The sequence below is a fragment of the Streptomyces sp. UG1 genome (genome assembly GCF_049974585.1).
Taxonomy (GTDB): Bacteria; Actinomycetota; Actinomycetes; order Streptomycetales; family Streptomycetaceae; genus Streptomyces.
Genome location: NZ_JBNGGG010000076.1, coordinates 1 through 25,201 on the forward strand (window position 1 = coordinate 1; position 25,201 = coordinate 25,201).

General features: G+C 71.9%; 17 protein-coding genes. 11 read left to right on the top strand and 6 right to left on the bottom strand.

All coding sequences use genetic code 11. From position 1 onward, the window contains the following. Window positions 1-147: 147 nt before the first annotated feature. The 3 genes from ACP4J3_RS48250 to ACP4J3_RS48260 all read right to left on the bottom strand — a co-directional run bounded on the left by ACP4J3_RS48250 (window position 148) and on the right by ACP4J3_RS48260 (window position 6,354). Window positions 148-1,695 (bottom strand): alpha/beta hydrolase, encoded by a 1,548-nt coding sequence (locus ACP4J3_RS48250; protein ID WP_426544201.1) that lies wholly within the window; start codon window positions 1,693-1,695, stop codon window positions 148-150. A gap of 134 nt (window positions 1,696-1,829) precedes the next feature. Beyond that, window positions 1,830-3,377, bottom strand: coding sequence for an alpha/beta hydrolase (locus ACP4J3_RS48255; protein ID WP_426544203.1), 1,548 nt, complete (start codon window positions 3,375-3,377; stop codon window positions 1,830-1,832). Window positions 3,378-3,549: 172 nt separating this feature from the next. Beyond that, window positions 3,550-6,354 (bottom strand): lysylphosphatidylglycerol synthase transmembrane domain-containing protein, encoded by a 2,805-nt coding sequence (locus ACP4J3_RS48260; protein WP_426544205.1) that lies wholly within the window; start codon window positions 6,352-6,354, stop codon window positions 3,550-3,552. Between the two features lie 186 nt (window positions 6,355-6,540). Between ACP4J3_RS48260 and ACP4J3_RS48265 the strand changes: the two genes are divergently transcribed. The 5 genes from ACP4J3_RS48265 (at window position 6,541) to nudC (ending at window position 16,720) form a co-directional block, all read left to right on the top strand. Then, window positions 6,541-6,948: an MGMT family protein gene (locus ACP4J3_RS48265; protein ID WP_426544207.1), complete on the top strand. Its 408-nt coding sequence runs from the start codon at window positions 6,541-6,543 to the stop codon at window positions 6,946-6,948. Window positions 6,949-7,205: 257 nt separating this feature from the next. Further along, window positions 7,206-10,604 carry an ATP-dependent helicase gene (locus ACP4J3_RS48270; protein ID WP_426544209.1) on the top strand — a complete coding sequence of 1,133 codons (3,399 nt, stop codon included), beginning with the start codon at window positions 7,206-7,208 and terminating at the stop codon, window positions 10,602-10,604. Window positions 10,605-10,719: 115 nt separating this feature from the next. After that, on the top strand, window positions 10,720-14,199 hold the full coding sequence (locus tag ACP4J3_RS48275) for an ATP-dependent helicase (RefSeq protein ID WP_426544211.1): 3,480 nt from the start codon (window positions 10,720-10,722) through the stop codon (window positions 14,197-14,199). A gap of 10 nt (window positions 14,200-14,209) precedes the next feature. Next, window positions 14,210-15,622, top strand: a complete 1,413-nt coding sequence (locus ACP4J3_RS48280; RefSeq protein WP_426544213.1) for a dipeptidase — start codon at window positions 14,210-14,212, stop codon at window positions 15,620-15,622. Between the two features lie 144 nt (window positions 15,623-15,766). Continuing rightward, the gene (gene nudC, locus ACP4J3_RS48285; RefSeq protein ID WP_426544215.1) at window positions 15,767-16,720 is read left to right on the top strand and encodes an NAD(+) diphosphatase; all 954 of its coding nucleotides are present in this window, start codon (window positions 15,767-15,769) and stop codon (window positions 16,718-16,720) included. A gap of 67 nt (window positions 16,721-16,787) precedes the next feature. On the opposite strand, the gene ACP4J3_RS48290 is transcribed toward nudC, so the two are convergent. Further along, on the bottom strand, window positions 16,788-17,030 hold the full coding sequence (locus ACP4J3_RS48290) for a mycoredoxin (RefSeq protein ID WP_190069482.1): 243 nt from the start codon (window positions 17,028-17,030) through the stop codon (window positions 16,788-16,790). Between the two features lie 125 nt (window positions 17,031-17,155). Between ACP4J3_RS48290 and ACP4J3_RS48295 the strand changes: the two genes are divergently transcribed. From ACP4J3_RS48295 to ACP4J3_RS48310, 4 genes are all read left to right on the top strand, one after another. Beyond that, window positions 17,156-19,408 (top strand): ATP-dependent DNA helicase UvrD2, encoded by a 2,253-nt coding sequence (locus ACP4J3_RS48295; protein WP_426544218.1) that lies wholly within the window; start codon window positions 17,156-17,158, stop codon window positions 19,406-19,408. 174 nt (window positions 19,409-19,582) lie between these two features. Continuing rightward, window positions 19,583-19,900 (top strand): hypothetical protein, encoded by a 318-nt coding sequence (locus ACP4J3_RS48300; protein ID WP_426544228.1) that lies wholly within the window; start codon window positions 19,583-19,585, stop codon window positions 19,898-19,900. 176 nt (window positions 19,901-20,076) lie between these two features. Then, window positions 20,077-20,445: a WhiB family transcriptional regulator gene (locus ACP4J3_RS48305; RefSeq protein WP_109496206.1), complete on the top strand. Its 369-nt coding sequence runs from the start codon at window positions 20,077-20,079 to the stop codon at window positions 20,443-20,445. After that, window positions 20,442-20,765, top strand: coding sequence for a hypothetical protein (locus tag ACP4J3_RS48310; RefSeq protein WP_426544220.1), 324 nt, complete (start codon window positions 20,442-20,444; stop codon window positions 20,763-20,765). Before ACP4J3_RS48305 ends, ACP4J3_RS48310 begins: the two co-directional genes overlap by 4 nt. Window positions 20,766-20,878: 113 nt before the next feature. Here ACP4J3_RS48310 and ACP4J3_RS48315 read toward each other — a convergent pair whose 3' ends face one another. Both ACP4J3_RS48315 and ACP4J3_RS48320 read right to left on the bottom strand, forming a co-directional pair. Next, window positions 20,879-22,249, bottom strand: coding sequence for an ABC1 kinase family protein (locus tag ACP4J3_RS48315; RefSeq protein ID WP_426544222.1), 1,371 nt, complete (start codon window positions 22,247-22,249; stop codon window positions 20,879-20,881). Then, window positions 22,242-23,471 carry a ThiF family adenylyltransferase gene (locus ACP4J3_RS48320; protein WP_426544224.1) on the bottom strand — a complete coding sequence of 410 codons (1,230 nt, stop codon included), beginning with the start codon at window positions 23,469-23,471 and terminating at the stop codon, window positions 22,242-22,244. Before ACP4J3_RS48320 ends, ACP4J3_RS48315 begins: the two co-directional genes overlap by 8 nt. Window positions 23,472-23,773: 302 nt before the next feature. Between ACP4J3_RS48320 and ACP4J3_RS48325 the strand changes: the two genes are divergently transcribed. Both ACP4J3_RS48325 and ACP4J3_RS48330 read left to right on the top strand, forming a co-directional pair. Further along, window positions 23,774-24,370: a M48 metallopeptidase family protein gene (locus ACP4J3_RS48325; protein ID WP_194041035.1), complete on the top strand. Its 597-nt coding sequence runs from the start codon at window positions 23,774-23,776 to the stop codon at window positions 24,368-24,370. 105 nt (window positions 24,371-24,475) lie between these two features. After that, on the top strand, window positions 24,476-25,201 hold a 726-nt coding region (locus ACP4J3_RS48330), incomplete at its 3' end, for a TerD family protein (RefSeq protein ID WP_426544226.1).

Below are 25,201 nucleotides of genomic sequence, written 5' to 3' on the forward strand. Positions count from 1 at the left end.
CGGGCCGGGGCGGCGGGGGGGGGGGGGTTTGGGGGGGCCCCACACCCCCCGCCCCCCCCCCGGGGGGGGGGGGGGGCGGGGGGGGCGCGGCCGGGGGGGGGGGGGGGGGCGCCCCCCCCCGGGGGGCCCCCCCCCCCCCCGCCGCCGTCATGAGCAGACCTTGCCGTCCTTCGGCACCGTCCCCCGCAGCAGATACGCGTTCACCGCCGAGTCGACGCAGTCGCTCCCCTTCCCGTACGCGGAGTGCCCCTCGCCCTCCCAGGTGAGCGTCACCGCGACGCCCTTGCCCAGTTCGTCCGCCATCCTCTGGGTGCCCTCGTAGGGCGTCGCCGGGTCGCCGGTGTTGCCGACCAGCAGGATCGGCGCCGCACCCGGCGCACTGACCTCCGGGGTGTCGTACTGCCCGGCCACCGGCCAGTCGTGGCACCAGCCGGCCGTGTCCCAGCCCAGCATGGGTCCGAACACGGGCGAGACCTTCTCGAACCTCGGCAGCAGCTTCTTCGCCTCCTCGACGGTCGGTCGCTGCTTGTCGTCCAGGCACGATATGACCCGTTGCGAATGGGTCCCCGTGCCGTAGCGTCCCGAGGCGTCGCGTTCGTTGTAGTCGTCGGCGAGCGCCAGCAGCTGCGAGCCGTCGCCCCGCTCGGCCGCCTCCAGGGCACTGGTCAGCGTCGGCCAGCTCGCCTCGCTGTACAACGGCGTGATGATCCCGGTGAGCGCGAGCGTCTCGGTGAGCTTGCGCTCGGACGACGCGGGCAGCGGGTTCGCGTCGATCCGCTTCAGCAGGTCCGCGATCTTCCGCGTGCCCTCGTCCGCGCCCTGGCCGGTCGACTTCAGATAGTTGTTCAGCGCGCGCTGGAAGCCCCTGGCCTGGTTCTCGGCGTGCCCCGCCCCGTCGGCGCCGGGGTCGACGACCGCGTCCAGGATCAGCCGGCCCACGTTCCCCGGGAACAAGTGGGCGTAGACGCCGCCGAGTTCGGTGCCGTAGGAGATGCCGAAGTAGTGCATCCGCGTGTCGCCGAGGACCTGGCGCATCAGGTCCATGTCGCGGGCGGTGTCGGTGGTCGACACATGCGCCATCAGCGTCCCCAGGGACTTCTGGCAGCCCTTGCCGAAGGCGGCCGCGTCCCGGAAGTACGCCGTCTCCTCGGCCGGGGTGTCCGGCGTGATGTCCACGGACTCGGACGCCTGGATCTCCTTGTCGCTGCGGCAGCGCACACCCTCACTGGCGCCCACCCCGCGAGGGTCCCAGCTCACCAGGTCGTACCGCTTGCCCAGCTCGGCGGCGCTGGTGGCGTACCACGGCATCGTGGACACGCCCGAGCCGCCCGGTCCGCCGAAGTTGAACAGGAGCGAACCGATGCGGTCGTCGCCGGTGGCCTTGGCGCGGATCAGCGCGAGGTCGATCGTCCTGCCGTCCGGTTCCGCCCAGTTCAGCGGCGTCTTGAGCGTCGCGCACTGCCACTTGCCGTCGGGCGCGGGGGAGCCGGCGGTGGCCTTGCAGCGGCCCCAGTCGAGCTTCTGCGAGGTCAGCGAGGACGGCAACGGGGTCGCCGACCCGGCGGACGCCGCCGATGAGCCGGGCCCGCTCGTCCTGTCACCGGCCTCCGCGTCGTCGGACGAGCCCCCACTGCACCCCGTCGCCAACAGCGCGGCGACGGCCGCCCCGGCCGTCCACCGTACGAAACGCGTCATGTCGCATCCCCCCTCGCAAGCCGTCCGCGCTGTGCCGCGGATGGCGGTCAGGCCATGGTAGGCGGATCACGAATCGGCCGTCGCGGCCTGTGGATAACTCTCTGACCTGCTGCTTCTCGGTGACCGATGGGTTCTCAGGAGCAGACCGTGCCCGCCGCCGGCACCTTCCCGTCCAGCAGATATCCGTTCACCGCGTCCTGCACGCACTTGTTCTTGCTGTCGTACGCGCCGTGCCCCTGCCCCTTGTACGTCAGCTCGACGCCGACTCCCTTGCCCAGCGCCTGCGCCATCCGCCGCGCGCCCTCGTACGGCGTGGCCGGGTCGCCCGTGTTGCCCACGACGAGGATCGGCGCCGAGCCGGACGCGGCGACGTCGGGGTGGTCGGCGGCGCCCGCCACGGCCCAGTCGGTGCAGCTCAGCATCGACCAGGCGAGGAAGTCGCCGAACACCCTCGAGGCGGAACGGAACTCGGGCAGCTTCTGCTCCACGTACTCGGGGGTGTACCGCGGCTTGTCGTCGGCGCAGTTGATCGAGACGTTGGCTGCGGCGATGTTGCTGTACTCGCCGTTCTCGTCGCGCCCGTTCAGCGAGTCGGACAGCAGCATCAGGGTCCGACCGTCGCCGCCGTACGCCTCCTCGAGACCCTGCGTGAGATAGGGCCAGAAATCCTTGGAGTACAGCGCCTGCGCGATGCCGTTGGTCGCGGCGGACTGGGTGAGCTGGCGCGGGAAGATCCCCTCGATCGGCTTGCTGTCGAGCTCGCTGAGCAGCTTCGCGATGCGGTCCTCGACGTCCTGGGCGGTGTCGCCGATCGGGCAGCCCTCGACCTTGGAGGCGCAGTCCGCGGCGAAGTTGTCGAGCGCGCGCTGGAAGCCCCTGGCCTGGCCGAGTGCTCCCTGCTCGGCGTTCTGCGTGGGGTCCACCACCGCGTCGAAGACGGCCCGGCCCACCTTCTTGGGGAACAAGTGGGCGTAGACGCCGCCGAGTTCGGTGCCGTAGGAGATGCCGAAGTAGTGCAGTTTGTCGTCGCCGAGGACCTGGCGCATCAGGTCCATGTCGCGGGCCGCGTCGGTGGTGCTCACATGGGGCAGCATCTCCTTGGAGTTCTTCTCGCAGGCCGCGTTGAACTCCTTGGTGCTGTCCACCAGCTCCGTCCGCTCGGCGCTGTCGTCCGGGGTGGTGTCCTGCTGGAAGTAGGCGTCGAGCTGCTGGTCGTTCTCGCACAGCACGGGCTCGCTGCGGCCGACTCCGCGCGGGTCGAAGCTCACCAGGTCGTAGCGGGTACGCAGCTTCTCGTACCCGTCGCCGAAGGCGGGCAGCGTCGTGACGCCCGAGCCGCCGGGGCCGCCGAAGTTGAAGATCAGCGAGCCGATGCGCCGGTTCTCGTCACCGCTGGACTTCACCCGGATCAGCTCGATGTCGATCGTGTCGCCCTTGGGGTCGTCCCAGTCGCGGGGCGCCTTCATCGTGGCGCACTGCCAGGTGCCGTCGTCCGGCAGCGGTGACGGGCTGCCTCCACCGCCCTGCGCCTGCGAGGGCGCCGGGCAGTCCTTCCAGCTCAGCTCCTGCGCCGTGAGGTCCTCGTCCCCGGAGTCGCCGTCGCTGCAACCCGCCAGCAGGGACGACAGCAGCAGGGCGGCGGCGGTCAGGGCAGCGGCGCGCTTCCGGGGAGGCTTCGGCATGGTCCCATCCTGCGGTCGTACGGGGTGGGGCGCTCGGGGCACGGTCCGTATGAGCTACGGCGACGCCTCACCTTCCGTGCCCTTACAACGTACGGCGCCCTGCTCGGCGTAGGACAAGCCCCGTGGCCTCTCCTACGACAAACTCGCGCGGTCTGCCGTACGCCCCTCCGCGCTACAGCGCGCCCTTGCGGGTCAGGTGGTTGAAGGCCAGCCAGCCCGGCAGGACCGGCAGCCACAGCGTCAGCAGCCGGAACAGCAGCACCGCGGGCGCGGCGACCTCGCTCTCGAGGCCGACGGCGATCAGACCGACGGTCAGGGTCGCCTCCACGGCGCCCACGCCGCCCGGGGTCGGGGCCGCCGAGCCGAGGGCGTTGCCCGCGAGGAAGACGACGGCCACGCCGGCGATGCTGATCGAGGTCCCCTCGCTGCCGAAGGCGCGGATCGACGCGTCCAGGCACATCACGAAGCAGGCGGTCAGCAGCAGCATGCCGCCGATGCCGGTGATCAGCTTCTGCGGCCGCTGGAGCACATCGAGCATGCGCGGCACGACCCCCGCGAACAGCGACCTCACGCGCGTGACGACGAATTTCCGCAGGAACGGCACCGACGTCACGACGAGCACCAGCACCGCGACCGTCAGCAGACCCGCGATCACGGTCCTGGACGGCGACAGCGACGGCGTCTTCTCGGTGCCGGTCAGATAGCCGAAGGACAGCAGCATCAGGATGTGGGCGCCGAGCCCGAACAACTGCGACGCGCCGACGCTCGCCACCGCGAGCCCCGGCCGCACTCCCGCACGCTGCAGGAAGCGCGTGTTCAGGGCGACGCCACCGACCGCCGCCGGCGCGACGATCTTCACGAAGGAGCCGGCGACCTGCGCGGCCACGGTCCGCCGGAACGGCACCCGCTCCGGCACGAACCCCAGCAGTGCCATGGCCGCCGCGAAGTAGCTCGCCGCCGAGAACAGTACGGCCGCGGCCACCCAGCCCCACTGCGCGTTGGAGATGAGCGGACCGAACTCGATGTGGGTGAGCTGGGTCAGCAGGAAGTACGCACCGATGGCACCGGCGATGAAGCTGATCAGGGTGCGTGGCCGCACCCGCTCCAGACGGGCCGGCTCGACCGGCGCCTGCGGCCTGATCCGCAGCATCTCGTGGCGGATCTGCGTGAGCAGATCCTCCTCGCGCGCCTCGTCCAGGGCCTCGTCGATCGCCCGCTTCTCGGCCCGCGCCTGCGCCCGTACGGTCTTCTTGTCCGGCTTGTCGAGCACCGCCCCGGAGCCGTCCGCGGCCTCCTCGTCGCGCGCGTGCTTGGACTGCCGGGACGCCTCCAGCACCGCCTCACGCTCGCGCTGGGAGCGCTCGCGCGCGAGTCGGCGCAGTGTCGCGCGCGTGGAGCGGCTCAGCGCGATGGGCTGGAGCATCGGCAGGCAGTCGGCCACGGCGTCGGGGCCGAGCACGCTCACCGCCGAGGCCACCGCGCGCTCGGCGCCGACCCGCAGGCCGAGCGTCACCAGCAACTGGGAGATGTCCATCCGCAGCAGCAGACTGTTGGCCGCGATCTCGCCGATGCGCAGGTCGGTGATGATCACCTTGCCGGAACGATCCACCAGAATCGCGTCACCCACCAGCCGGCGGTGCGCGATACGCCGCGACTGCAGCGCCTTGACCTGGTGCCAGGTGCCGCGCAGCAACTCGTCGGTGATCTCCTCGTCCGGGAGCGTGTCCAGGGTGTGTCCGCCGCTGTGCTCGTAGACCAGCATCACCGCGTCCGGGCCCAGCTCGGAGGTGGCGATCAGCTTGGGCGCGTTGGCGCCGGCCGCGATGGCCGCGTAGGCGAGCAGCGCCTCCTGCTCCAGGGCCTGGCGCAGCGACTGGAGGCTGCTGCGGGTGGCGAAGCCGCGCAGCGTGAGGTTGCGCCACGCGCGGTAGAAGAAGCCCTGCGCCTGCTGCTCCCGGTCGACCACGGTCACATCCAGCGGCGGGCCGTCTTCAAGGGTGACGAAGTAGCGCCGGCCGCGGTCGCCGGTCTCCTGACTGTCGGAGACCTCCTGGCGGGCCGCGCTCACCGGGCGGAAGCCGACGTGCCTGAGGCCCGCCATCAGGGTCCGCCCGGTGGGCCGGACGTTGGGCGAGCCGACCGCGTACAGCGTGCCGTAGGCGACGGTCCAGCCGATCAGCAGCGTCAGGACGATCGAGAACGGCGTGGTGTATCCGGTGACCAGCATCGAGAAGGCGTACAGGACCAGGACCGCCCACAGGACCGCACGCCAGCGAGGTCTGCGGGACATGCCCACGGCCGTCATGTAGGCGATGACCGGGGCGAGATAGCCGTGCACCGGGTCGGTGAGGGAGCCGACGTCGCCGGGCGCGGGCTGGGTGAGCGCGTCCCGGATGGACTCCGGGGCGGCCCGCGCGACCCACAGGTCGGTGGCGAGCGTCACACCGTGCGCGAGGACCGCCGCGAGGACGCCGTCGGCGATGCGCAGCCCGTCCCGCTTGATCAGCCGCTCGATGGCGAAGGCGACCGGCACGAGCAGGATCGCGATGCTGGACACCAGCCCGGCCATCTTGCTGAACACGTCGGGCGCCTGTCCGGTGCCCTTGTTGATGTCCTGCTCGAGGCCCGAGGTCGTTCCGTGTGCGAACGCGGCGATCGCGAGCAGCAGGGCGATGCCCAGCACGCCCACGAGCAGCCGCATCAGGTCGGACGGGCGGTGCACGCGCGCGGGGAGCAGCGGTTCGTCGCCCTCGACCTCGTCGACGTGCGCCTCTTCGAACTCGAGGTCGTAGGCGGCCTTCCCCTCGACGGCCTTGCGGCCCGCCTCGCTCGGGTCGACGGGCTTCCTGGCCTTGCCCTTGCCGCCCTCGCCGGTGTCCTTCTCGCCGGTGTTCTTGTCGGCGTTCGCGGGGTCGGGGCGCGACGAAGCGTCAGAGGTGCCTTCCGCGTCCTCCGGGTGCGCACCCTGCTGCTTCATCGTCTCTTCTTGATCTCGTATCACCAGTCACCGCCCGCACGATGGTGGCATGCTCCACCGACACACGGGGGCATCAGGGTGCAAACGCGGGGGCGCACAGTCTGCCCGAAGCGCCGTCCCAGGGCGAGGGATACGCACAGTGGCGGTCGCGTCACATTGTCGGTGGATTGGGGCAGGATGGGGCGGATGAGTGAGCAGAGCCTTCCGGACGGTGCCCGTCAGGCCCACGACGACACCCGTGCGGAGCACGCGGACGCGCTGCCCGAGTACGCCGAGCGGGTCCTCGAGGTCACCGAGCTGATTCCGCCCGGGCGTGTCATGACGTACGGCGACGTCGCAGAGTGGCTTGAGGAGGGCGGCCCGCGGCAGGTGGGCCGCGTGATGTCCCTCTACGGGGGAGCCGTTCCGTGGTGGCGGGTGGTCCGCGCGGACGGCGTCCTGCTGCCCGGCCACGAGCTGAGAGCGCTGGAGCAGTACCGCGCGGAGGGCACGCCTCTGAAGGAGGCGAGCAGGGCCGCCGAGGGCCACCTGCCGCGCCTCGACTTGAAGCGCGCGCGGTGGGACGGCGGCGAACGCGCACAGGGTCACACCTGACAGCTTCCGCCATCGGACGCCCTGCTGTGTGACCTGTGATCCGAACGGGCGAAAGAGGGCACGTCCGTGGCATGACGTACGTTCGTGAGTAGAGGGACGCACGTGCCACAAGTGCCCCGAGGGATGAATCGGAAGCCCTGCTTCCGCACCGTGCCTCGGCGTAGCGTCGGCTGCACGTGCCCCCCTCACCTCGCCGCCACCACGGCGCTCGGCGTCGGCGATGACAACTTGCACACCCACCAGGACCGGCGAACCACGTGAGCTCCTCTTTCTCCACCAGACGCCTGTCGCACCCCCAGGTGCGACAGGGGACCCGTGGCGCTTACCGGCTGGTGCGTACCCCCGCGGCGCGAGTGGCTCCCCCTGCTCTGGACGCCGCACAGCGTGCCGTGGTTGACCACGAGACCGGTCCACTGCTCGTTCTCGCAGGTCCGGGCACCGGCAAGACCACCACACTGGTCGAGTCGGTCGCGGCGCGCATCGCCCGTGGCGGGGACCCCGAGCGCATCCTGGTGTTGACGTTCAGCCGCAAGGCCGCGGTGGAGCTGCGCGACCGCATGGCGCTGCGCATAGGGGCGGCCCGCGCGCCCCAGGCGACCACCTTCCACTCGTTCTGCTACGCCCTGGTCCGCGCCCACCAGGACAGCGACCTGTTCGTCGAACCGCTACGGCTGCTGTCCGGCCCCGAGCAGGACGTGACCGTACGGGAGCTGCTCGCCGGCCAGCCGGGCCTGGAGCGGCTCGGACTCGCCCATGTGCGCTGGCCGGACGAACTGCGCGCCTGCCTGACCACCCGCGGCTTCGCCGACGAGGTCCGCGCGGTCCTCGCCCGCAGCCGTGAGCTGGGCCTCGGCCCCGACGCCCTGGACGCCTTCGCCCGCCGCATCGGCCGCCCCGACTGGCGCGCGGCGGCCTCCTTCCTCGCCGAGTACCTGGACGTGCTCGACATGCAGGGTGTGCTCGACTACGCCGAACTGGTCCACCGCGCGGTCCTCCTCGCCCGCCGCCCCGAGGCCGCAGCGCGCCTCGCCGCGCGGTACGACGCCGTCTACGTCGACGAGTACCAGGACACCGACCCGGCGCAGGTACGGCTGCTGCGCGCCCTCGCCGGCGGCGGCCGCACCTTGGTCGCGCTCGGCGACCCCGACCAGTCGATCTACGCGTTCCGGGGGGCCGACGTGAACGGCATCCTGGAGTTCCCGCACGCCTTCCCGCGCGCGGACGGCCGACCCGCGCCCGTCGAGGTCCTGCGCATCTCCCGGCGCTCCGGAGCCGGCCTGCTGGCCGCGACCCGGCTGCTGACCCAGCGCATGCCGCTCACCCGGCTCCCGGCGGCGAAGGTCCGCGCCCACCGCGAACTCGCCGCCGTCCACGAGGGCGGCCGTGTCGAGGTCTTCACCTGCCCGACGCCCGGCACCGAACTGGACAACATCGCCGACATCCTGCGCCGGGCCCACCTGGAGGACGGCGTTCCGTGGCGCGACATGGCCGTCCTGGTACGCGCGGGGTCGCGCACGATCCCGACGGTGCGCCGGGCACTCACGGCCGCCGGGGTGCCCCTCGACATCGACGGCGACGATCTGCCGCTCAGGCATGAACCCGCGGTGGCACCACTGCTGACGGCACTGCGGGCGGTGGCCGCGGCGGAGGCGGCCGACGGGGCCGTACGACGTGAGGGCCCCGGCGACGACGTACGGCAGCAGGCGGGCGACCCTGCCGGAGGCGCCTTCTCGGGCGGGGCTGGAAGTGACGCCATGGACGAGCCCGCCGCCTGCTGGCTCGACACCGAGACCGCCCTCACCCTGCTCGCCTCCCCCCTCGCCGCTATGGACGCCGCCGACCTGCGCCGCCTGGGGCGCGCCCTGCGCGAGGAGGAGCGGGCCGCGGGCAACGCCTTGCCACCGCCCTCGGACGAGCTGCTCGCGCGGGCGCTGGCCGAGCCGGAGCGCCTCGCGGTGCACGACCCCACGTACGCGCGTGGCGCCCAGCGTCTCGGCGCGCTGCTGCGCAAGGCCCGGGAGCGCCTCGCGGGCGGCGGTACGGCCGAGGAGGCGCTGTGGGACCTGTGGGAGGGCACGCCATGGCCCACGCGCCTGGAGCGCACCGCCCGCCGCGGCGGCGCCGCCGGCCGCAACGCCGACCGTGACCTGGACGCCGTATGCGCGCTGTTCGCGACGGCGGCCCGCGCGGAGGAGCGCACCGGCGGCCGGGGCGCCCTGAACTTCCTGGAGGAGATCGACGCCGAGGACATCGCCGCCGACACCCTCACGCGGCGTGCCGTACGCAGAGACGCCGTGCGTCTGATGACCGCGCACCGCTCCAAGGGCCTCCAGTGGCGCCTGGTCGTCGTCGCCGGCGTCCAGGAGGGCCTGTGGCCGGACCTGCGCCGCCGCGGCTCCCTCCTGGAGGCCGACCGCATCGGCCGCGACGGACTCGCCGAACCGCTCACCCCAGGAGCGCTGCTGGCGGAGGAGCGCCGCCTGTTCTACGTCGCCGCCACGCGCGCGCGTGAACGCCTCGTCGTCACGGCGGTGAAGGCCCCCGCCGACGACGGCGACCAGCCCTCCCGCTTCCTGACCGAACTCGGCGTCGAGCCGAGGGACGTCACGGGCCGCCCGCGCCGCCCGCTGTCCGTCGCCGCACTCGTCGCCGAGCTCAGGGCGACGACGGTCGACCCGCGCGTGTCGGACGCCCTCAGGCAGGCCGCCGCCCGCCGACTGGCCAAGCTGGCGGCGCTCGCCGACGAGGACGGCCGCCCGCTGGTCCCCGCCGCGCACCCCTACCGCTGGTGGGGCATGTTCGAGCCGACCGAGTCCAAGGTGCCGCTGCGCGACCGCGACCAGCCCGTCGTGCTCTCCGGGAGCGCCCTGGACCAGCTCGCCAACACCTGCGCCCTGCAGTGGTTCCTGGGCCGCGAGGTGAAGGCCGACGCGCCCGCCACCGCCGCCCAGGGCTTCGGAAACGTGGTGCACGTCCTCGCCGACGAGGTCGCCTCCGGGCACACCCCGGCCGACCTCGCCGTCCTCATGGAGCGCCTCGACTCCGTGTGGAACGCGCTCGCCTTCGACGCACCGTGGAAGTCGGCGCAGGAGAAGGCCAACGCGCGCGTGGCGCTCGAACGCTTCCTGAAGTGGCATGTGATGGACCGCGCGGGGCGCACGCCGGTGGCCAGCGAGCACGACTTCGACGTGACCCTGGAGGCCGGCGACTTCGAGGTGCGCATCCGCGGCCAGATGGACCGCGTCGAGGCCGACGGCGACGGACGCGCCTATGTCGTGGACTTCAAGACCGGCAAGCAGGCGCCGAGCGCGGCCGAGGTGGCCCGTCATCCGCAGCTCGCCGTCTATCAGCTCGCCGTGCGCGAGGGCGCCGTCGACGAGGCCTTCGACGGCGTGCGCCCGGAGCCCGGCGGCGCCGAACTCGTCCATTTGCGCCAAGGCGCCGCCAAGCGCGACGGCGGTGAGACGCTGCCCAAGGTGCAGGGACAGGAGCCGCTGGACGGCCCGGAGGGGGAGTGGGTCGGCGACCTGCTCGCCACGGCGGCCGGCAAGGTCCTCGACGAGCGGTTCACGCCCAATGCGGGGCAACACTGCACACATTGCGCGTTCCGGGCGTCGTGCAGCGCACGGCCCGAGGGACGGCACGTGGTGGACTGACAGGGGGGCGAGCAACTGGAGTGACCGATCGCACCACCCGTGCTGACCTGCGTGTCTCCCCACCCGCAGGCCGATGTGGCATCCACTGTCGGTGCCCGCCGCTAGCCTCTCCGATGTGTCCGCCCGTATCACCGATCCCGAGCAGCTCAAGGAGCTCCTCGGCATCCCGTTCACCCCGGAGCAGACGGCCTGCATCACCGCGCCGCCCGCCCCGCAGGTGATCGTGGCCGGAGCCGGATCGGGCAAGACGACGGTGATGGCGGCCCGCGTGGTGTGGCTGGTCGGCACCGGCCAGGTCGCCCCCGAACAGGTCCTCGGCCTGACCTTCACCAACAAGGCCGCCGGTGAACTCGCCGAACGCGTCCGCAAGGCGCTGATCAAGGCCGGCGTCACCGACCCCGACGTCATCGACCCGGACAATCCGCCGGGCGAGCCGGTGATCTCCACCTACCACGCCTTCGCGGGCCGCCTGCTGACCGACCACGGCCTGCGCATCGGCCTCGAACCGACCTCCCGCCTGCTCGCCGACGCCACCCGCTACCAACTCGCCGCGCGCGTACTGCGCGAAGCCCCCGGCCCCTACCCGGCCCTCACCCGCTCCTTCGCCGACCTCGTCAGCGACCTCCTCGCCCTCGACGCCGAACTCGCCGAGCACCTGGTGCGGCCCGAGGCCCTGCGCGCGCACGACGCCGAGCTGCTGCTCACCCTTCAGGGCGCCAAACTCACCAACGCCGATCTGCGCAAGGTCCCCGAGGCGGCCGCGGCCCGCCGCGAACTCGCCGAACTGGTGGTCCGCTACCGCGCCGCCAAACGCGAGCGCGACCTGATCGACTTCGGCGACCAGATCGCCCTGTCGGCACAGCTCGCCCGGATCCCCGAAGTCGGCCGCATCCTGCGCGACGAGTTCCGCGTGGTCCTCCTGGACGAGTACCAGGACACGTCCGTCGCCCAACGCGTCCTTCTGGCAGGCCTGTTCGGTGACGGCACCGGCCACCCGGTGACCGCCGTCGGCGACCCCTGCCAGGCCATCTACGGCTGGCGCGGCGCCTCCGTCGCCAACCTCGACGACTTCCCCGAGCACTTCGCCCACGCCGACGGCCGCCCCGCCACCCGCCAGGCGCTCAGCGAGAACCGCCGCAGCGGCGGCCGCCTCCTCGACCTCGCCAACGGCCTCGCGGAGCCCCTGCGCGCCATGCACGCGGGCGTGGAGGCCCTGCGCCCGGCCCCCGGAGCCGAGCTGGACGGCACGGTCCGCTGCGCGCTGCTGCCCACCCACGCCGAGGAGATCGACTGGATCGCCGCATCCGTCGCCCACCTCGTCGACACCGGCAAGGCACCCGGCGAGATCGCCGTCCTGTGCCGCACGGCCACCGACTTCGCCGAGATCCAGGGCGCGCTCGTCGCCCGCGACGTCCCCGTCGAGGTCGTCGGCCTGTCCGGGCTGCTCCACCTGCCCGAGATCGCCGACCTGGTGGCCGTCTGCGAGGTCCTCCAGGACCCGGGCGCCAACGCCTCCCTGGTCCGTCTGCTCACCGGCCCGCGCTGGCGCATCGGCCCGCGCGACCTCGCCCTCCTGGGGCGCCGCGCACGGCTTCTGGTCTCCCACGCGCGCGTGGACGGCGACGACGACCCCGACCGCCGGCTCGCCGAAGCCGTGGAAGGAGTCGACCCCGCCGAGGTGATCTCGCTCGCGGACGCCCTCGACACCTTCCTGGAGACGCCGCTGGACGGCGCAGGGGACCACGACGGACTGCCCTTCTCCCCGGACGCGCGCGTGCGCTTCGCTCGCCTGGCCACCGAACTGCGCGACTTGCGCCGCTCCCTGTCCGACCCGTTGATGGACGTCCTGCACCGCGTCCTCGCCGTCACCGGCCTGGAAGTCGAACTGTCCGCCTCCCCGCACGCCCTGGCCGCCCGTCGCCGCGAGACCCTGTCCAACTTCCTCGACATCGCCGCCTCCTTCGCGGCCGGCGACAGCGAGGCGACCCTGCTCGCCTTCCTCGGCTTCCTGCGCACCGCCGCCCAGTACGAGAAAGGCCTCGACAACGCCCTCCCCGGCGGCGAGAACACCGTCAAGGTGCTGACCGCGCACAGGTCCAAGGGCCTGGAGTGGGACGTGGTGGCCGTCCCCGGCCTGGTCACCGGCACCTTCCCCAGCAGCCAGGGCCGCGAGAAGTGGACCGCCCAGGCCAAGGTGCTGCCGCATGCGCTGCGCGGCGACACCGACACCCTCCCCGACGTCGCCTCCTGGGACTCCCGAGGCCTGAAGGCCTTCCAGGAGGCCATGAAGGACCACCAGCACACCGAGGAACTCCGCCTCGGCTACGTCACCTTCACCCGCCCCCGCTCCCTCCTCCTCGGCTCCGGCCACTGGTGGGGCCCCACCCAGAAGAAGCGCCGGGGCCCCTCGGACTTCCTGCAGTCCCTGTACGACCACTGCGCGGCCGGGTACGGCGAGATCGAGGCGTGGGCGGACGAACCGGCCGAGGACGCGCAGAACCCCGCCCTGCACCGCGAGAGCGCCGACCAGGTGTGGCCCCTGCCCCTCGACGAGGCCGCCCTGACCCGCCGCCGCGCCGCCGCCGAGACGGTCCTGGCCCACCTGGAGAACCTCGGCTCCCACGAAGAAGGCCACCCCGCCGCGACGCACGACCCGGACACCTACGACGATCCGGAGTGGCCCCCGCCGCCGGAGGACGACGAGGCGTTCACGGACGATCTGCCCGACGAGGACCCCGACGACTGGGACTCCTGGACCGCCGACCGCCCGACCCCGGCCATCCCGCACCAGGCACAACCCCCGCGGTCCGCCGCCCGCCCCCACCCCACGGAAGACCCCGTGCAAGCGTCCCTCACCCCGGAGGAGGCCCGCACCGTCGCCTCCTGGGACCGAGACCTCGACGCCCTCACCGGCGAGCTGCTGCGCACCCGCGCCGACATCACGGACGTACCCCTGCCCGCGTCACTGACCGCGTCCCAGTTGCTGCGACTGGCCGCCGACCCGGACGGATTCGCGCAGGAACTCGCGCGCCCCATGCCGCGCCCCCCACAACCCGCCGCACGTCGAGGCACCCGATTCCACGCCTGGGTGGAAGCCAGCTTCGAAGAGCTGACGCTGCCCATGCTGGAGCCCGACGACCTGCCCGGCAGCGAGGCCGAGATCGCCGACGAGCACGACCTGGAAGCCCTCAAGGACGCCTTCGAGCGCACCGAGTACGCGCACCGCACGCCATACCGGGTCGAGGCCCCGTTCCAGCTTGCGATCGCCGGCCGCGTCGTACGGGGCCGCATCGACGCCGTCTACAAGGCGGGCGACGGCGACGCGGCGACATACGAGATCGTCGACTGGAAGACCAACCGCACCCGCACCGCCGACCCGCTCCAGCTCGCCCTGTACCGGCTCGCCTGGGCCGAGCAGCAGGGCGTGCCCCTGGAGTCGGTCGACGCCGCGTTCCTGTACGTCCGCAGCGGCGAGGTCGTACGCCCCGACGACCTTCCCGACCGGGCGGCACTGGAACGGCTGCTCACCGGCGAGCCGGTCGCCGAGGCGGACTGTGAGGAACCGCCCACCGAGGAAGTCGGCGCGGGCCGATAGGCTCGTGACCATGAGCCATCCCGTTGACAGTGACGTCAGCGCTGTCCGCACGTACATCGAGCAGCACCGTGCCGCCTTCCTCGACGACCTCGCGGAATGGCTGCGCATCCCGTCCGTGTCGGCCCAGCCCGACCACGCGCCCGACGTACGCCGCAGCGCCGACTGGCTCGCCGCCAAGCTCGAGGAGACCGGCTTCCCGGCCGTCGAGGTCTGGCCAACGCCGGGGGCGCCCGCCGTCTTCGCCGAGTGGCCCTGCGACGACCCCGAGGCACCCACCGTCCTCGTCTACGGCCACCATGACGTGCAGCCCGCCGCCCGTGAGGACGGCTGGGACAGCGAACCCTTCGAGCCCGTCGTCCGCGAAGGGCGCCTCTACGCGCGCGGGGCGGCCGACGACAAGGGCCAGGTGTTCTTCCACACACTCGGCGTCGGCACCCACCTCGCCACCACCGGCCGCACCACCCCGGCCGTCCACCTGAAGCTGCTCATCGAGGGCGAGGAGGAGTCCGGCTCCCCGAACTTCCGCGCGCTCGTCGAGGCGCATGCCGAGCGGCTCGCGGCCGACGCCGTGATCGTGTCCGACACCGGCATGTGGGCCGAGGACACCCCCACCGTGTGCACCGGCATGCGCGGCCTCGCCGAGTGCGAGATCCGGCTCCAGGGCCCCGACCAGGACATCCACTCCGGCTCCTTCGGCGGCGCCGTCCCCAACCCGGCCACCGCCGCCGCCCGCCTGGTCGCCGCCCTGCACGACGAGCACGCGCGCGTGGCGATCCCCGGCTTCTACGACGACGTGGTCGAGCTGACCGACCGCGAGCGCGAACTCTTCGCCGAGCTGCCCTTCGACGAGGAGCGCTGGCTGCACACGGCCAAGTCGTACGCCACCCACGGCGAGGCCGGCCACACCACCCTGGAGCGGATCTGGGCCCGCCCCACGGCCGAGGTCAACGGCATCGGGGGCGGCTACCAGGGACCCGGCAGCAAGACGATCATCCCGTCCTCCGCCATGGTGAAGCTCTCCTTCCGACTGGTCGCGGGACAGGACCCCGACCACGTCGAGAAGGCCGTCCGCACCTGGGCCGCCGACCAGGTGCCCGCCGGGATCCGCTGCGAGATCACGTTCAGCGGGGCCACGCGCCCGTGCCTGACGCCGCTGGACCACCCCGCCCTCCAGTCCGTCGTACGCGCCATGGGCCGCGCCTTCGAGGGGCCCGTGCGCTTCACGCGCGAAGGCGGCTCGGGACCCGCCGCCGACCTCCAGGACGTCCTCGGCGCACCGGTGCTCTTCCTCGGCGTCTCCGTCCCCTCCGACGGCTGGCACGCCCCGAACGAGAAGGTTGAGCTGGACCTCCTCCTCAAAGGCGTCGAGACCACCGCCTACCTGTGGGGCGACCTGGCCGCGAACTGGCGCCATGCGCCTTGAGCCACCGAGGCCGTCCGGAGGGGCATCGCGCGCGGGGCACACTGGAACCGCCGCCCCGCACCGCCGGACCTCGCCGCACCAGGTCGCCTCCCGTCCCACGTCCCGCCGATCCACCCGCCGAAGCACACCGTTCCACTGGGGGAGTTGGAAGCACCCGTGACCACCTGGACCGACCACACCGCCGACCGCCCCATCTCGCTCACCGCTCCGAGCGGCATCGACCGCGCAGCCCACCACCGGCTCGACGAGGCCTGGCTCGCGGCGGCATGGAGCCACCCCACGACCCGCTGCTTCGTGGTCTCCGGCGGCCAGGTCCTCATCGACGAGACGGCGGACGGACGCACCGAACTCGTCATGACCCCCTCCTTCGAGGCTCCCCTCACCGAGGCGCACCGCTACTTCCTCGGCATCGACGAGGACGGCGTCAGCTACTTCGCCCTGCAGAAGGACGCCCTGCCCGGCCGCATCGACCAGTCCGCGCGCGCGGCCGGCCTGCGCGAGGCGGGCCTGCTGCTGTCACCGCGCGACGCGGGCCTGATGGTGCACGCCGTCGGCCTGGAGAACTGGCAGCGCACCCACCGCTTCTGCTCCCGCTGCGGCGAGCGCACCGTGATCGCCGCGGCCGGCCACATCCGCCGCTGCCCAGCCTGCGGCGCCGAGCACTACCCGCGCACCGACCCCGCCGTGATCATGGCCGTCACCGACGAGGACGACCGCATCCTCCTCGGCCGCCAGGTCCACTGGCCCGAAGGCCGCTTCTCCACGCTCGCGGGCTTCGTCGAGCCCGGCGAGTCCATCGAGCAGGCGGTGCGCCGCGAGGTCTCCGAGGAGGCCGGCATCACCGTCGGCGAGGTCGAGTACATCGCCAGCCAGCCCTGGCCCTTCCCGTCCAGCCTCATGCTGGGCTTCATGGCCCGCGCCACCTCCACCGAGGTCGACGTCGACGGCGACGAGATCCACGAAGCCCGCTGGTTCTCCCGCGAGGAACTGGGCGCCGCCTTCGACTCCGGCGAGGTCCTGCCGCCCTACGGCATCTCGATCGCGGCCCGCCTGATCGAGCGCTGGTACGGCAAGCCGCTGCCGACCCGCGGCGTCTGAGCGCCGACGGAAACGGAAAAGGTGGCCGCCCCCACCGGGGGACGGCCACCTTCTTCCTGCGGGTCGATCACACGCCGATCTTCTGCTTGACCTGAGCCAGCGACGGGTTCGTCAGCGTCGAACCGTCCCCGAAGAGCACGGTCGGGACCGTCTGGTTTCCGCCATTCGCCTTCTCGACGAACGCCGCGGACTCCGGGTCCTGCTCGATGTTGATCTCGGTGTACGCGATGCCCTCGCGCTCCAACTGCTTCTTCAGCCGCTGGCAGTAGCCGCACCACGTCGTGCTGTACATCGTCACAGTGCCCTGCATGTCTCGCGCGCTCCTCAAAGGCTCGGGGATCAGCTCGTCCAGAGAGGGAACGTACGCGACCCGGGCGCCATTCCCACCCGGGGTATCCCGCCCACGTGACGCCTGCCGCATTAGTACGACTACCAATGGCTGCCTGTGGACAACCGGCACAGCCGTCCCCGGCGACCTGGCAGCATGGCCGTGTGACAGCAGCAACGCACTCCACCCTGTTCCCGCAGGCACCGGACTCGGCCGACGCGGTGCTCGAAGGGCTCGACCCCGAGCAGCGCGAAGTGGCCACCGCCCTGCACGGTCCGGTGTGCGTGCTCGCAGGCGCCGGCACGGGCAAGACCCGGGCGATCACCCACCGCATCGCCTACGGAGTGCGGGCCGGCATCCTCCAGCCCTCCAGCGTGCTCGCGGTCACCTTCACCAACCGCGCAGCCGGAGAGATGCGCGGCCGGCTGCGCCAGCTCGGCGCCGCCGGAGTCCAGGCCCGGACGTTCCACTCGGCCGCCCTGCGTCAGCTCCAGTACTTCTGGCCGAAAGCGATCGGCGGCTCCCTGCCGCGCCTCGTCGACCGCAAGATCCAGCTCGTCGCCGACGCGGCCGCCGCCTGCCGCATCCGCCTCGACCGCGGCGAGCTGCGGGACGTCACCGCCGAGATCGAATGGTCCAAGGTCACCCAGACCGTCCCCACCGACTACTCCCTCGCCGCCGCCAAAGCGGGCCGCGAAGCGCCGCGCGACCCGGCCGAGGTCGCCCAGATCTACAACGTCTACGAGGACCTCAAGCGGGACCGCTCCGTCATCGACTTCGAAGACGTCCTGCTGCTCACCGTCGGCATCCTCCAGGACCGCCATGACATCGCCGACCAGGTCCGCTCCCAGTACCAGCACTTCGTGGTCGACGAGTACCAGGACGTCAGCCCGCTCCAACAACGCCTGCTGGAACTCTGGCTCGGCGACCGGAACAACCTGTGCGTGGTCGGCGACGCCAGCCAGACGATCTACTCCTTCACAGGAGCAACTCCCGACCATCTGCTCGACTTCCGCACCCGCCACCCCGGCGCCACCGTCGTCAAGCTGGTCCGCGACTACCGCTCCACCCCCCAGGTCGTCCACCTCGCCAACGGCCTGCTCGCCCAGGCCCGCGGCCGCGCCGCCGACCACCGCCTGGAACTGATCTCCCAGCGCGAAGCCGGCCCCGAACCCCGCTACACCGAGCACACCGACGAGCCCGCCGAGGCCGAAGGCGTCGCCCGCCGCATCCGTGAACTCATGGACTCCGGCATCCCGGCCGGCGAGATCGCCATCCTGTTCCGCACGAACTCCCAGTCCGAGACCTACGAGCAGGCCCTCGCCGACGCAGGCGTCCCCTACCAGTTGCGGGGCGCCGAGCGGTTCTTCGACCGCCCAGAGGTCCGCAAGGCAGGCATCGCCCTGCGCGGCGCTGCCCGCTTCGGAGGCAACGACTCCCTCCTCGACGACGCCGTCGACCTGCCCTCCCAAGTCCGCGCCGTGCTGTCGGGGGAGGGCTGGACGACCGAGCCCCCGGCCGGTTCCGGCGCCGTCAGAGAGCGCTGGGAGTCCCTGGCGGCCCTGGTCGACCTCGCCCAGGACTTCGCAGCCGCCAAGCCCGGCGCCACCCTCGCCGACCTCGTCGCCGAACTCGACGAGCGGGCGAACGCCCAGCACGCCCCGACCGTCCAAGGCGTCACCCTCGCCTCCCTGCACTCCGCCAAGGGCCTGGAGTGGGACGTCGTCTTCCTCGTCGGCGTCGCCGAAGGCATGATGCCGATCACCTACGCAAAGACCGACGAACAGATCGAGGAAGAACGCCGCCTCCTCTATGTCGGCGTCACCCGCGCCCGCCGGCACCTCCACGTCTCCTGGGCACTCAGCCGCGCCCCTGGCGGCCGCCCGAACCGCCGCCCCAGCCGCTTCCTCGACGGACTGCGCCCCGGCTCGACCGGCACAGCCGGGCGCACCGCCGCGGGCGGCCCCGGAGGCGTCGAGCGCGGCTTCACGAGCCGACCCGACGCCGCCCCCCGGCGCACCCAGCGCACCCCGGCCCGCTGCCGCGTCTGCGGGCGCACCCTCACCGACGCCGGCGAGATGAAGCTGATGCGCTGTGAGGACTGTCCGTCCGACATGGACGAGGGCCTCTACGAACGACTCCGCGAATGGCGTGGGGTCCAGGCGAGGCTCAGCGGGCAGCCGGACTTCTGCGTCTTCACGGACAGAACCCTCATGGCCATCGCAGAGGCGGAGCCGACCAGTCCGGTTGAGCTGTCCCGAATCCCCGGCGTCCTCAAGCGCAAGCTCGAGCGCTACGGAGCCGATGTGCTGGCCATCTGCGCAGGCCAGGAGCTTGCGGAAGGCGCCGACGGGGAATGACACGAACTCGTCGAAAAAATAGTTTGCGCATGCCCCAGCAATCCCCATAGGTTCTTAGCCACGGGAACGGAGGCCTTCTCGGAGGCCCCAATTCCGTGTTCTACTTGCATACCCGTCGGACTGGCTCACCCCAGTCCCCCGAGACGCCGAGAGGAGGCGAGTCCAGTGATCAGCATGAAGAGCAGCACCATCAGCACCGTCAAAATGACCGATCGCTCGGTCGTCGCCTCCCTGTGCATGCTCGGCGCCTCGAACCAGGGCACCGGTCTGTCCGGCATCCGTGCCGCCCGTCCGGCGTCCTGCGTTGCTCCCGCGGGCCTTCCCGTCCGTGAGCGCAATGAGCGACCGACCAAGGCACTGGAAGCGGCAGTAGAGGCGCAGGCGCAGGCCTATGCCTTTGCAGCGACCGGTGCCGGATTCCGGAAGCAGACGACGCAGCACCACCTGATGTGGGCCTTCCGTGGGCCAGAACCCTGGAGTGATCCAGCCTGACAGCCGATCAGGCTGGCGCCTTCAGGGCCGCGGAACCCCATCCGGGATCCGCGGCCCTTCTGTTTGTCCCCCAACAGGGATGACGGAGCGAAGGGGCCTCGGGACAAGAAAAGAAACCGGTACCAGCCGCCACCCGGCCCAACAGGGCCGGAACGAACAGACGAGGAAGACGAACCGTGCAACTCGAAGCGCACGCCCCGTCCGTACCGCCCTCAGACGCGATCCCCAAGCCCGGCCTCACGGAGGACTCCACCTTGACCCCGCTGACTGCGCTCACCGCGCTCGACGACGCCATCGAGAACCTCGGCGTGCCCGTCCCCTGCCGCTCCTACGACCCGGAGGTCTTCTTCGCCGAGTCGCCGGCAGACGTCGAGTACGCCAAGTCCCTCTGCCGCACCTGCCCGCTGATCGAGGCCTGCCTCGCCGGCGCCAAGGAGCGGCGTGAGCCCTGGGGCGTCTGGGGTGGCGAACTGTTCGTCCAGGGTGTTGTCGTCGCCCGGAAGCGGCCGCGTGGCCGCCCGCGCAAGAACCCGGTCACGGCATGAACACCGCAGGAACGATCGACCGTCCCCTCACGCACGACCCCAAGAAGCAGGCCCCGATGAAGCCGTCCACCGACGAACTCACAGGCTCCGCGCCTGAAGACTTCACCAACAGTGGCGCGAACGCCTCGCGTCAGAACAGGAACCGAGAGATGCAACTCATCCAAGAAGCCCTGGCTCGTGCACATATGCACGAGCGACAGGACGAGGCCGAGCGGGAACGCCGGGCCGTGCGCCTGGCGACCGCTCGCCGGATGCAGCGCCGGGCCGAGCGCGCCTCACTGCGCGCCCGCCGTGCGATCGCCATAGCGGTCATGCAGTAACCGACCCGGCCGCAAGCCGGAGGCCTTCCGAACCGGGATGCGGTAGCTCCCAGCGGGGGCCGGTCCGTATGAACGGACCGGCCCCCGCGGTGCGTTGTGCCCGCCGAACGTGCTCACGCCTCCGCCGCCGACTCCTCCTCGTCCATCGGCTCCTCCAGCACGAAACCCGGGAGCCACTCCTGAAGTTCCTCGCGCAGGCGAACCGTCGCGCCCAGTTGGCACAGCACCCCGATCGTGCTCAGCGTCACCCGGTGGATGAGGAGATACGCCGGGGGCAGGTTGAGCTGCTTGCCCAACTGGTAGGCAGGGGAGCGGGGGTCGGCGACGCGCGCGGCCTGGCTGCGCATCCAGCCGCGGGTGAAGGTGAACTCGTCGACCTGAGCCGGTTCGATGATCGGCAGCAGGTAGTCGAGGACGGCGTCGGGGTCCAGGTCCATTGATTCCTTGATGAAGCCCTCGGTGCAGAGGAGTTCATAGACGGCGTCCGCCTCGCCGTCCAGGGTCATCCGCAGGGAGTCGCCGATCGGGGTCGGCAGTCCGCCCGGCAGGCGGTCGACCGTGCCGAAGTCCAGGACGCCCAGCCGCCAGTCGCCCTCGCCCTCCGGGTCGCCCGGCAGGAGGCGGAAGTTGCCCGGATGCGGGTCGGCGTGCAGCAGGCCGGTGCGGGCCGGGCCGGAGAAGAGAAAGCGGGCCAGGAGCTGACCGGCGCGGTCGCGCTGCTCCTGGGTGCCGTCGGAGATCACCTCGGAGAGCGGGACGCCGTCGATCCACTCCGTGACCAGGATCTGCTCGCACTGATGGACCACCGCCGGCACGACGACGTCCGGATCGTCGGCGAACTCCTCCGCATGGGCGTGCTGGGCCTGCGCCTCCAGGTCGTAGTCCAGTTCCTCGGAGACCCGGTCCTTGAGCTCCGCGATCAGCGGCTTGATGTCCATGCCGGGAACCAGCGGACCCAGCAGACGGGCAAAGCGACTCAGTTGGTTCAGGTCGGACAGCAGGGCCTCCCCGGCTCCCGGGTACTGGACCTTGACCGCCACCTCGCGGCCGTCGTGCCACACCCCGCGATGCACCTGGCCGATCGAGGCCGCCGCGGCCGGTTTGTCCTCGAACTCCAGGAACAGGTCGTGCCAGTCCTCGCCGAGCCGCTGAGCCAGCACCGAGTGCACGGTGCGGGTCGGCATCGGGGGCGCCGCCTCCTGGAGCTTCGTGAGCGCCGCGCGGTAGGGGCCGGCGATCTCCTCGGGCAGGGCCGACTCGAAGACGGACAGGGCCTGCCCGAACTTCATCGCCCCGCCCTTGAGCTCGCCGAGCACCTTGAACATCTGCTCCGCGGTGCGCTGCTGCAACTCGCGGCCGACGAGCTCCGCGGACTCGCCGACGATCCGCTTGCCGAGTCCCCAGGTGGCCCGCCCGGCGAAGCCGAGCGGCAGCGCGGCGAGCTTGGCGGTACGGGTGACCGCCTTGCGGGGAAGATCAGACATGCGCCCTCCAGGTCCCAGCCAGCCGCTTCGCGTCTGTCGTACGGCGCAACTCCTTCGACGGCCGTTGCTCTGCCATTGTCTCGTGCGACTCCTCCTCATCGGAGGGGTGTTCTCCCTCACCTTTGTCCGTGGCGCCGCACGGGCATGCCGGATGCGCCCACACGGGCCGGGCGTGCCAGGTCAGACCGGGTAGGGACACCTCCCAGCGGGCACCCGCGGTTGACGGAACCCGGCCGTCGAGGAAGGAGAGGGCGTGCGCGGCGGCCAGTCCGGCGACCGTGGTGGCCAGGGTGAGATCGCAGGGCCGTACGTCGCGCGTTCTCCCCGGGCCCGAGCTAGAGCCCGGGCCCAAGCCCGAGCGCCACTGCGCCACCAGGCGGGGCCAGGCCGGGTCCCGGTCGGTGCGACCCTCGTTCAGGCAGCCGGCGCAGGCCGTCTCGCCCGGCAGGACGAGCGGGCCGACCACGCCGGTTGCCTCCACGACCCCGGCATACAGGTGAGGCGTACCGGAAGCGATGAGAGGCTCCGCGGCGGACGGTGAGGGGGCGTGCACGGCGACGTCGTCCCGGGGCGCGATGATCACCAGGGAGTGTCCCGCAGCCTCCCCTGCGGGTGGCGACTGGCGACCGCGGCGCGGGCGGGCGGGGGCGCAGCGGTGTGCGGCCCGGCGGGCTGCCTCGTCCCTGCGGTCGCCGATCGCCTCCGGCGGCAGGCCGCCCGGCGCCACGTCCCACGGCTCGACCCTGCCGACGTCGCGCAGGTCGATGTCGCCGACCCCCGCGGCCGACAGCAGCGAGGCCACCATCGCGCCCACCCGGCCGGCGCCTCTCACCTGCACGCGCAAGGAGCGACGGGCGGCCAGGCGGCTCATCGCCTCGCCCGGCTCGGACGTGGTCAACGACAGCGAGGCCAGATCCGGGCGCAGCCGGTCCAGGGCCTCCTTCTCGCGCCGCAGGGCATCACCGGCCGGGCCGCCTCCCTTCGCGTCGTCGAGGAGGCCCGCCCCCGCCAGTCGGCGCACCAGCCCGTCGACATGACCGTCCGGCAGATCCATTCGGCGGCCCTCCTCGCGCAACAGCTCCATTCCACGGGTGCCATTGAGCAGATCGAGGAAACTGCCCGTGGCCGTGTCCATCGGACCCAGCGTCAGCGCGTGTGCCGGAGTCATCCCGAACTGCACCGTATTGAGGTCGCGCCAGCCGCGCTTGAGTGCGGGCTTCATCAGCGGAGCCAGTGGAGTCAGTGGAGTCAGTGGAGTCAGTGGAGTCGAAGCGCCCGGAACATTCGAAAATGTCGCTTGCATGAACAGGCCCCCGTAGCCGTCGTAGAACATCCCCGTGTGCCGGTGAAGCCCGGTCGCAGCTTCGCCGACGGCTGCCAGCATGCCCCGACACGGCGGCCGGTGCCGAAAGTTGTCCACAGGTGGTGGATATTCGTCGTACAAATCAAACGCACGGTGGGGGATCGGGATCGAACCGTCCCGGAGTCGGGACTTCCCCCTTGCGCAGCGGGTAACGTCGGGGCGTGTCCGCCGACCCACTGCACCGCGCCGGAACGCCACAGCGCAGTACGACGAGCCCGCCGCCGAGCGGCTCGGGGGCGAGCGCGATCGAGGTCCGCAGAAGCGCCCGGCGCCGCCGGACGGTCTCGGCGTACCGCGAGGGCGATCGCACCGTCGTGCTCATCCCTGCCCGGATGTCCGAGGCCGAGGAGCAGCGTTGGGTGAACGTCATGCTGGACAAGCTGGCCGCCCAGGAGAGCAAGCGGGTCCTCGGCGACGACGAACTGGCCGAGCGGGCCGAGCGGCTGTCGGACCAGTACCTGGACGGCCGCGCCCGGCCCAACTCGGTGCGCTGGGTGACCAACCAGAACACGCGTTGGGGCTCGTGCACCCCGGCCGAGGGCAGCATTCGTCTCTCACATCGACTGCAGGGTATGCCCGAGTACGTCGTCGACTACGTCCTCCTGCACGAGTTGGCGCATCTTCTGGTGCCCGGACACGGGCCCCGTTTCTGGCGGCTGCTGGAGGCGTATCCCCGCACCGAGCGGGCGAAGGGCTACCTCGAAGGGGTGGTGGCCGCCGAGCGCCTGCCCCATCTTCCAGGTGCCCGCGGCGAATGAACCCGAGGTTGTGTACCGGGTCTGTACCGGCTTCGTCCGATGTCCGAGTTTGCCGTTAGCCTGGCGCGACGCACTCATATTCGGGATGGGGGACGGTCGTTACGCATGGCCAGGGAATTCCAACGCGGCCACAAGGCCAGGATCAGTGACCTCACCGCGGGCACGGATCTGTACGTAGGAGTACAGATCTCCGCCCCGGGGCTGACCTTCGACATCAGCTGCTTCGGTCTCGACGCCGACGAACGGCTCTCGGACGACCGCTATTTCGTCTTCTTCAACCAGCCGAAGTCCCCTGAGGAGTCCATTCAGCTCCTCGGTGCCCAGGCCGGTGACACGGAGTCCTTCCGGGTCACGCTCGACAAGATCCCCCCGCAGATCCAGAAGCTGTCCTTCACGGCGACGATCGACGGCGCCGGGCAGATGTCGCAGATCGGCCCCGGATACATCCGCATCGTCGCCGGTGGCGAGGAGGTGGCCCGGTACGCCTTCAACGGCTCGGAGTTCTCCACCGAACGCGCCGTGATGCTGGGCGACTTCTACCTGAAGGACGTCTGGCGGTTCGCCGCCGTCGGACAGGGCTTCGACGGCGGCCTCGACGCGCTGCTGAAGAACTTCGGCGGCGAGGTCGCCGAGGAGGAGGCCCCCGCCGCCCCGCAGCCACCGCAGACCGGAGCCGCTCCGGGCTTCGCCCCGCCCGCCCAGGCCGCCGCGCCGCCCGCGTTCGGCGCCCCGGCACCGGCGGCCCCGGCCCCCGCGCCCGCGGCACCCGCACCGGCGGCCCCGGCCCCCGCGCCCGCGGCACCCGCACCGGCGGCCCCGGCCCCCGCGCCC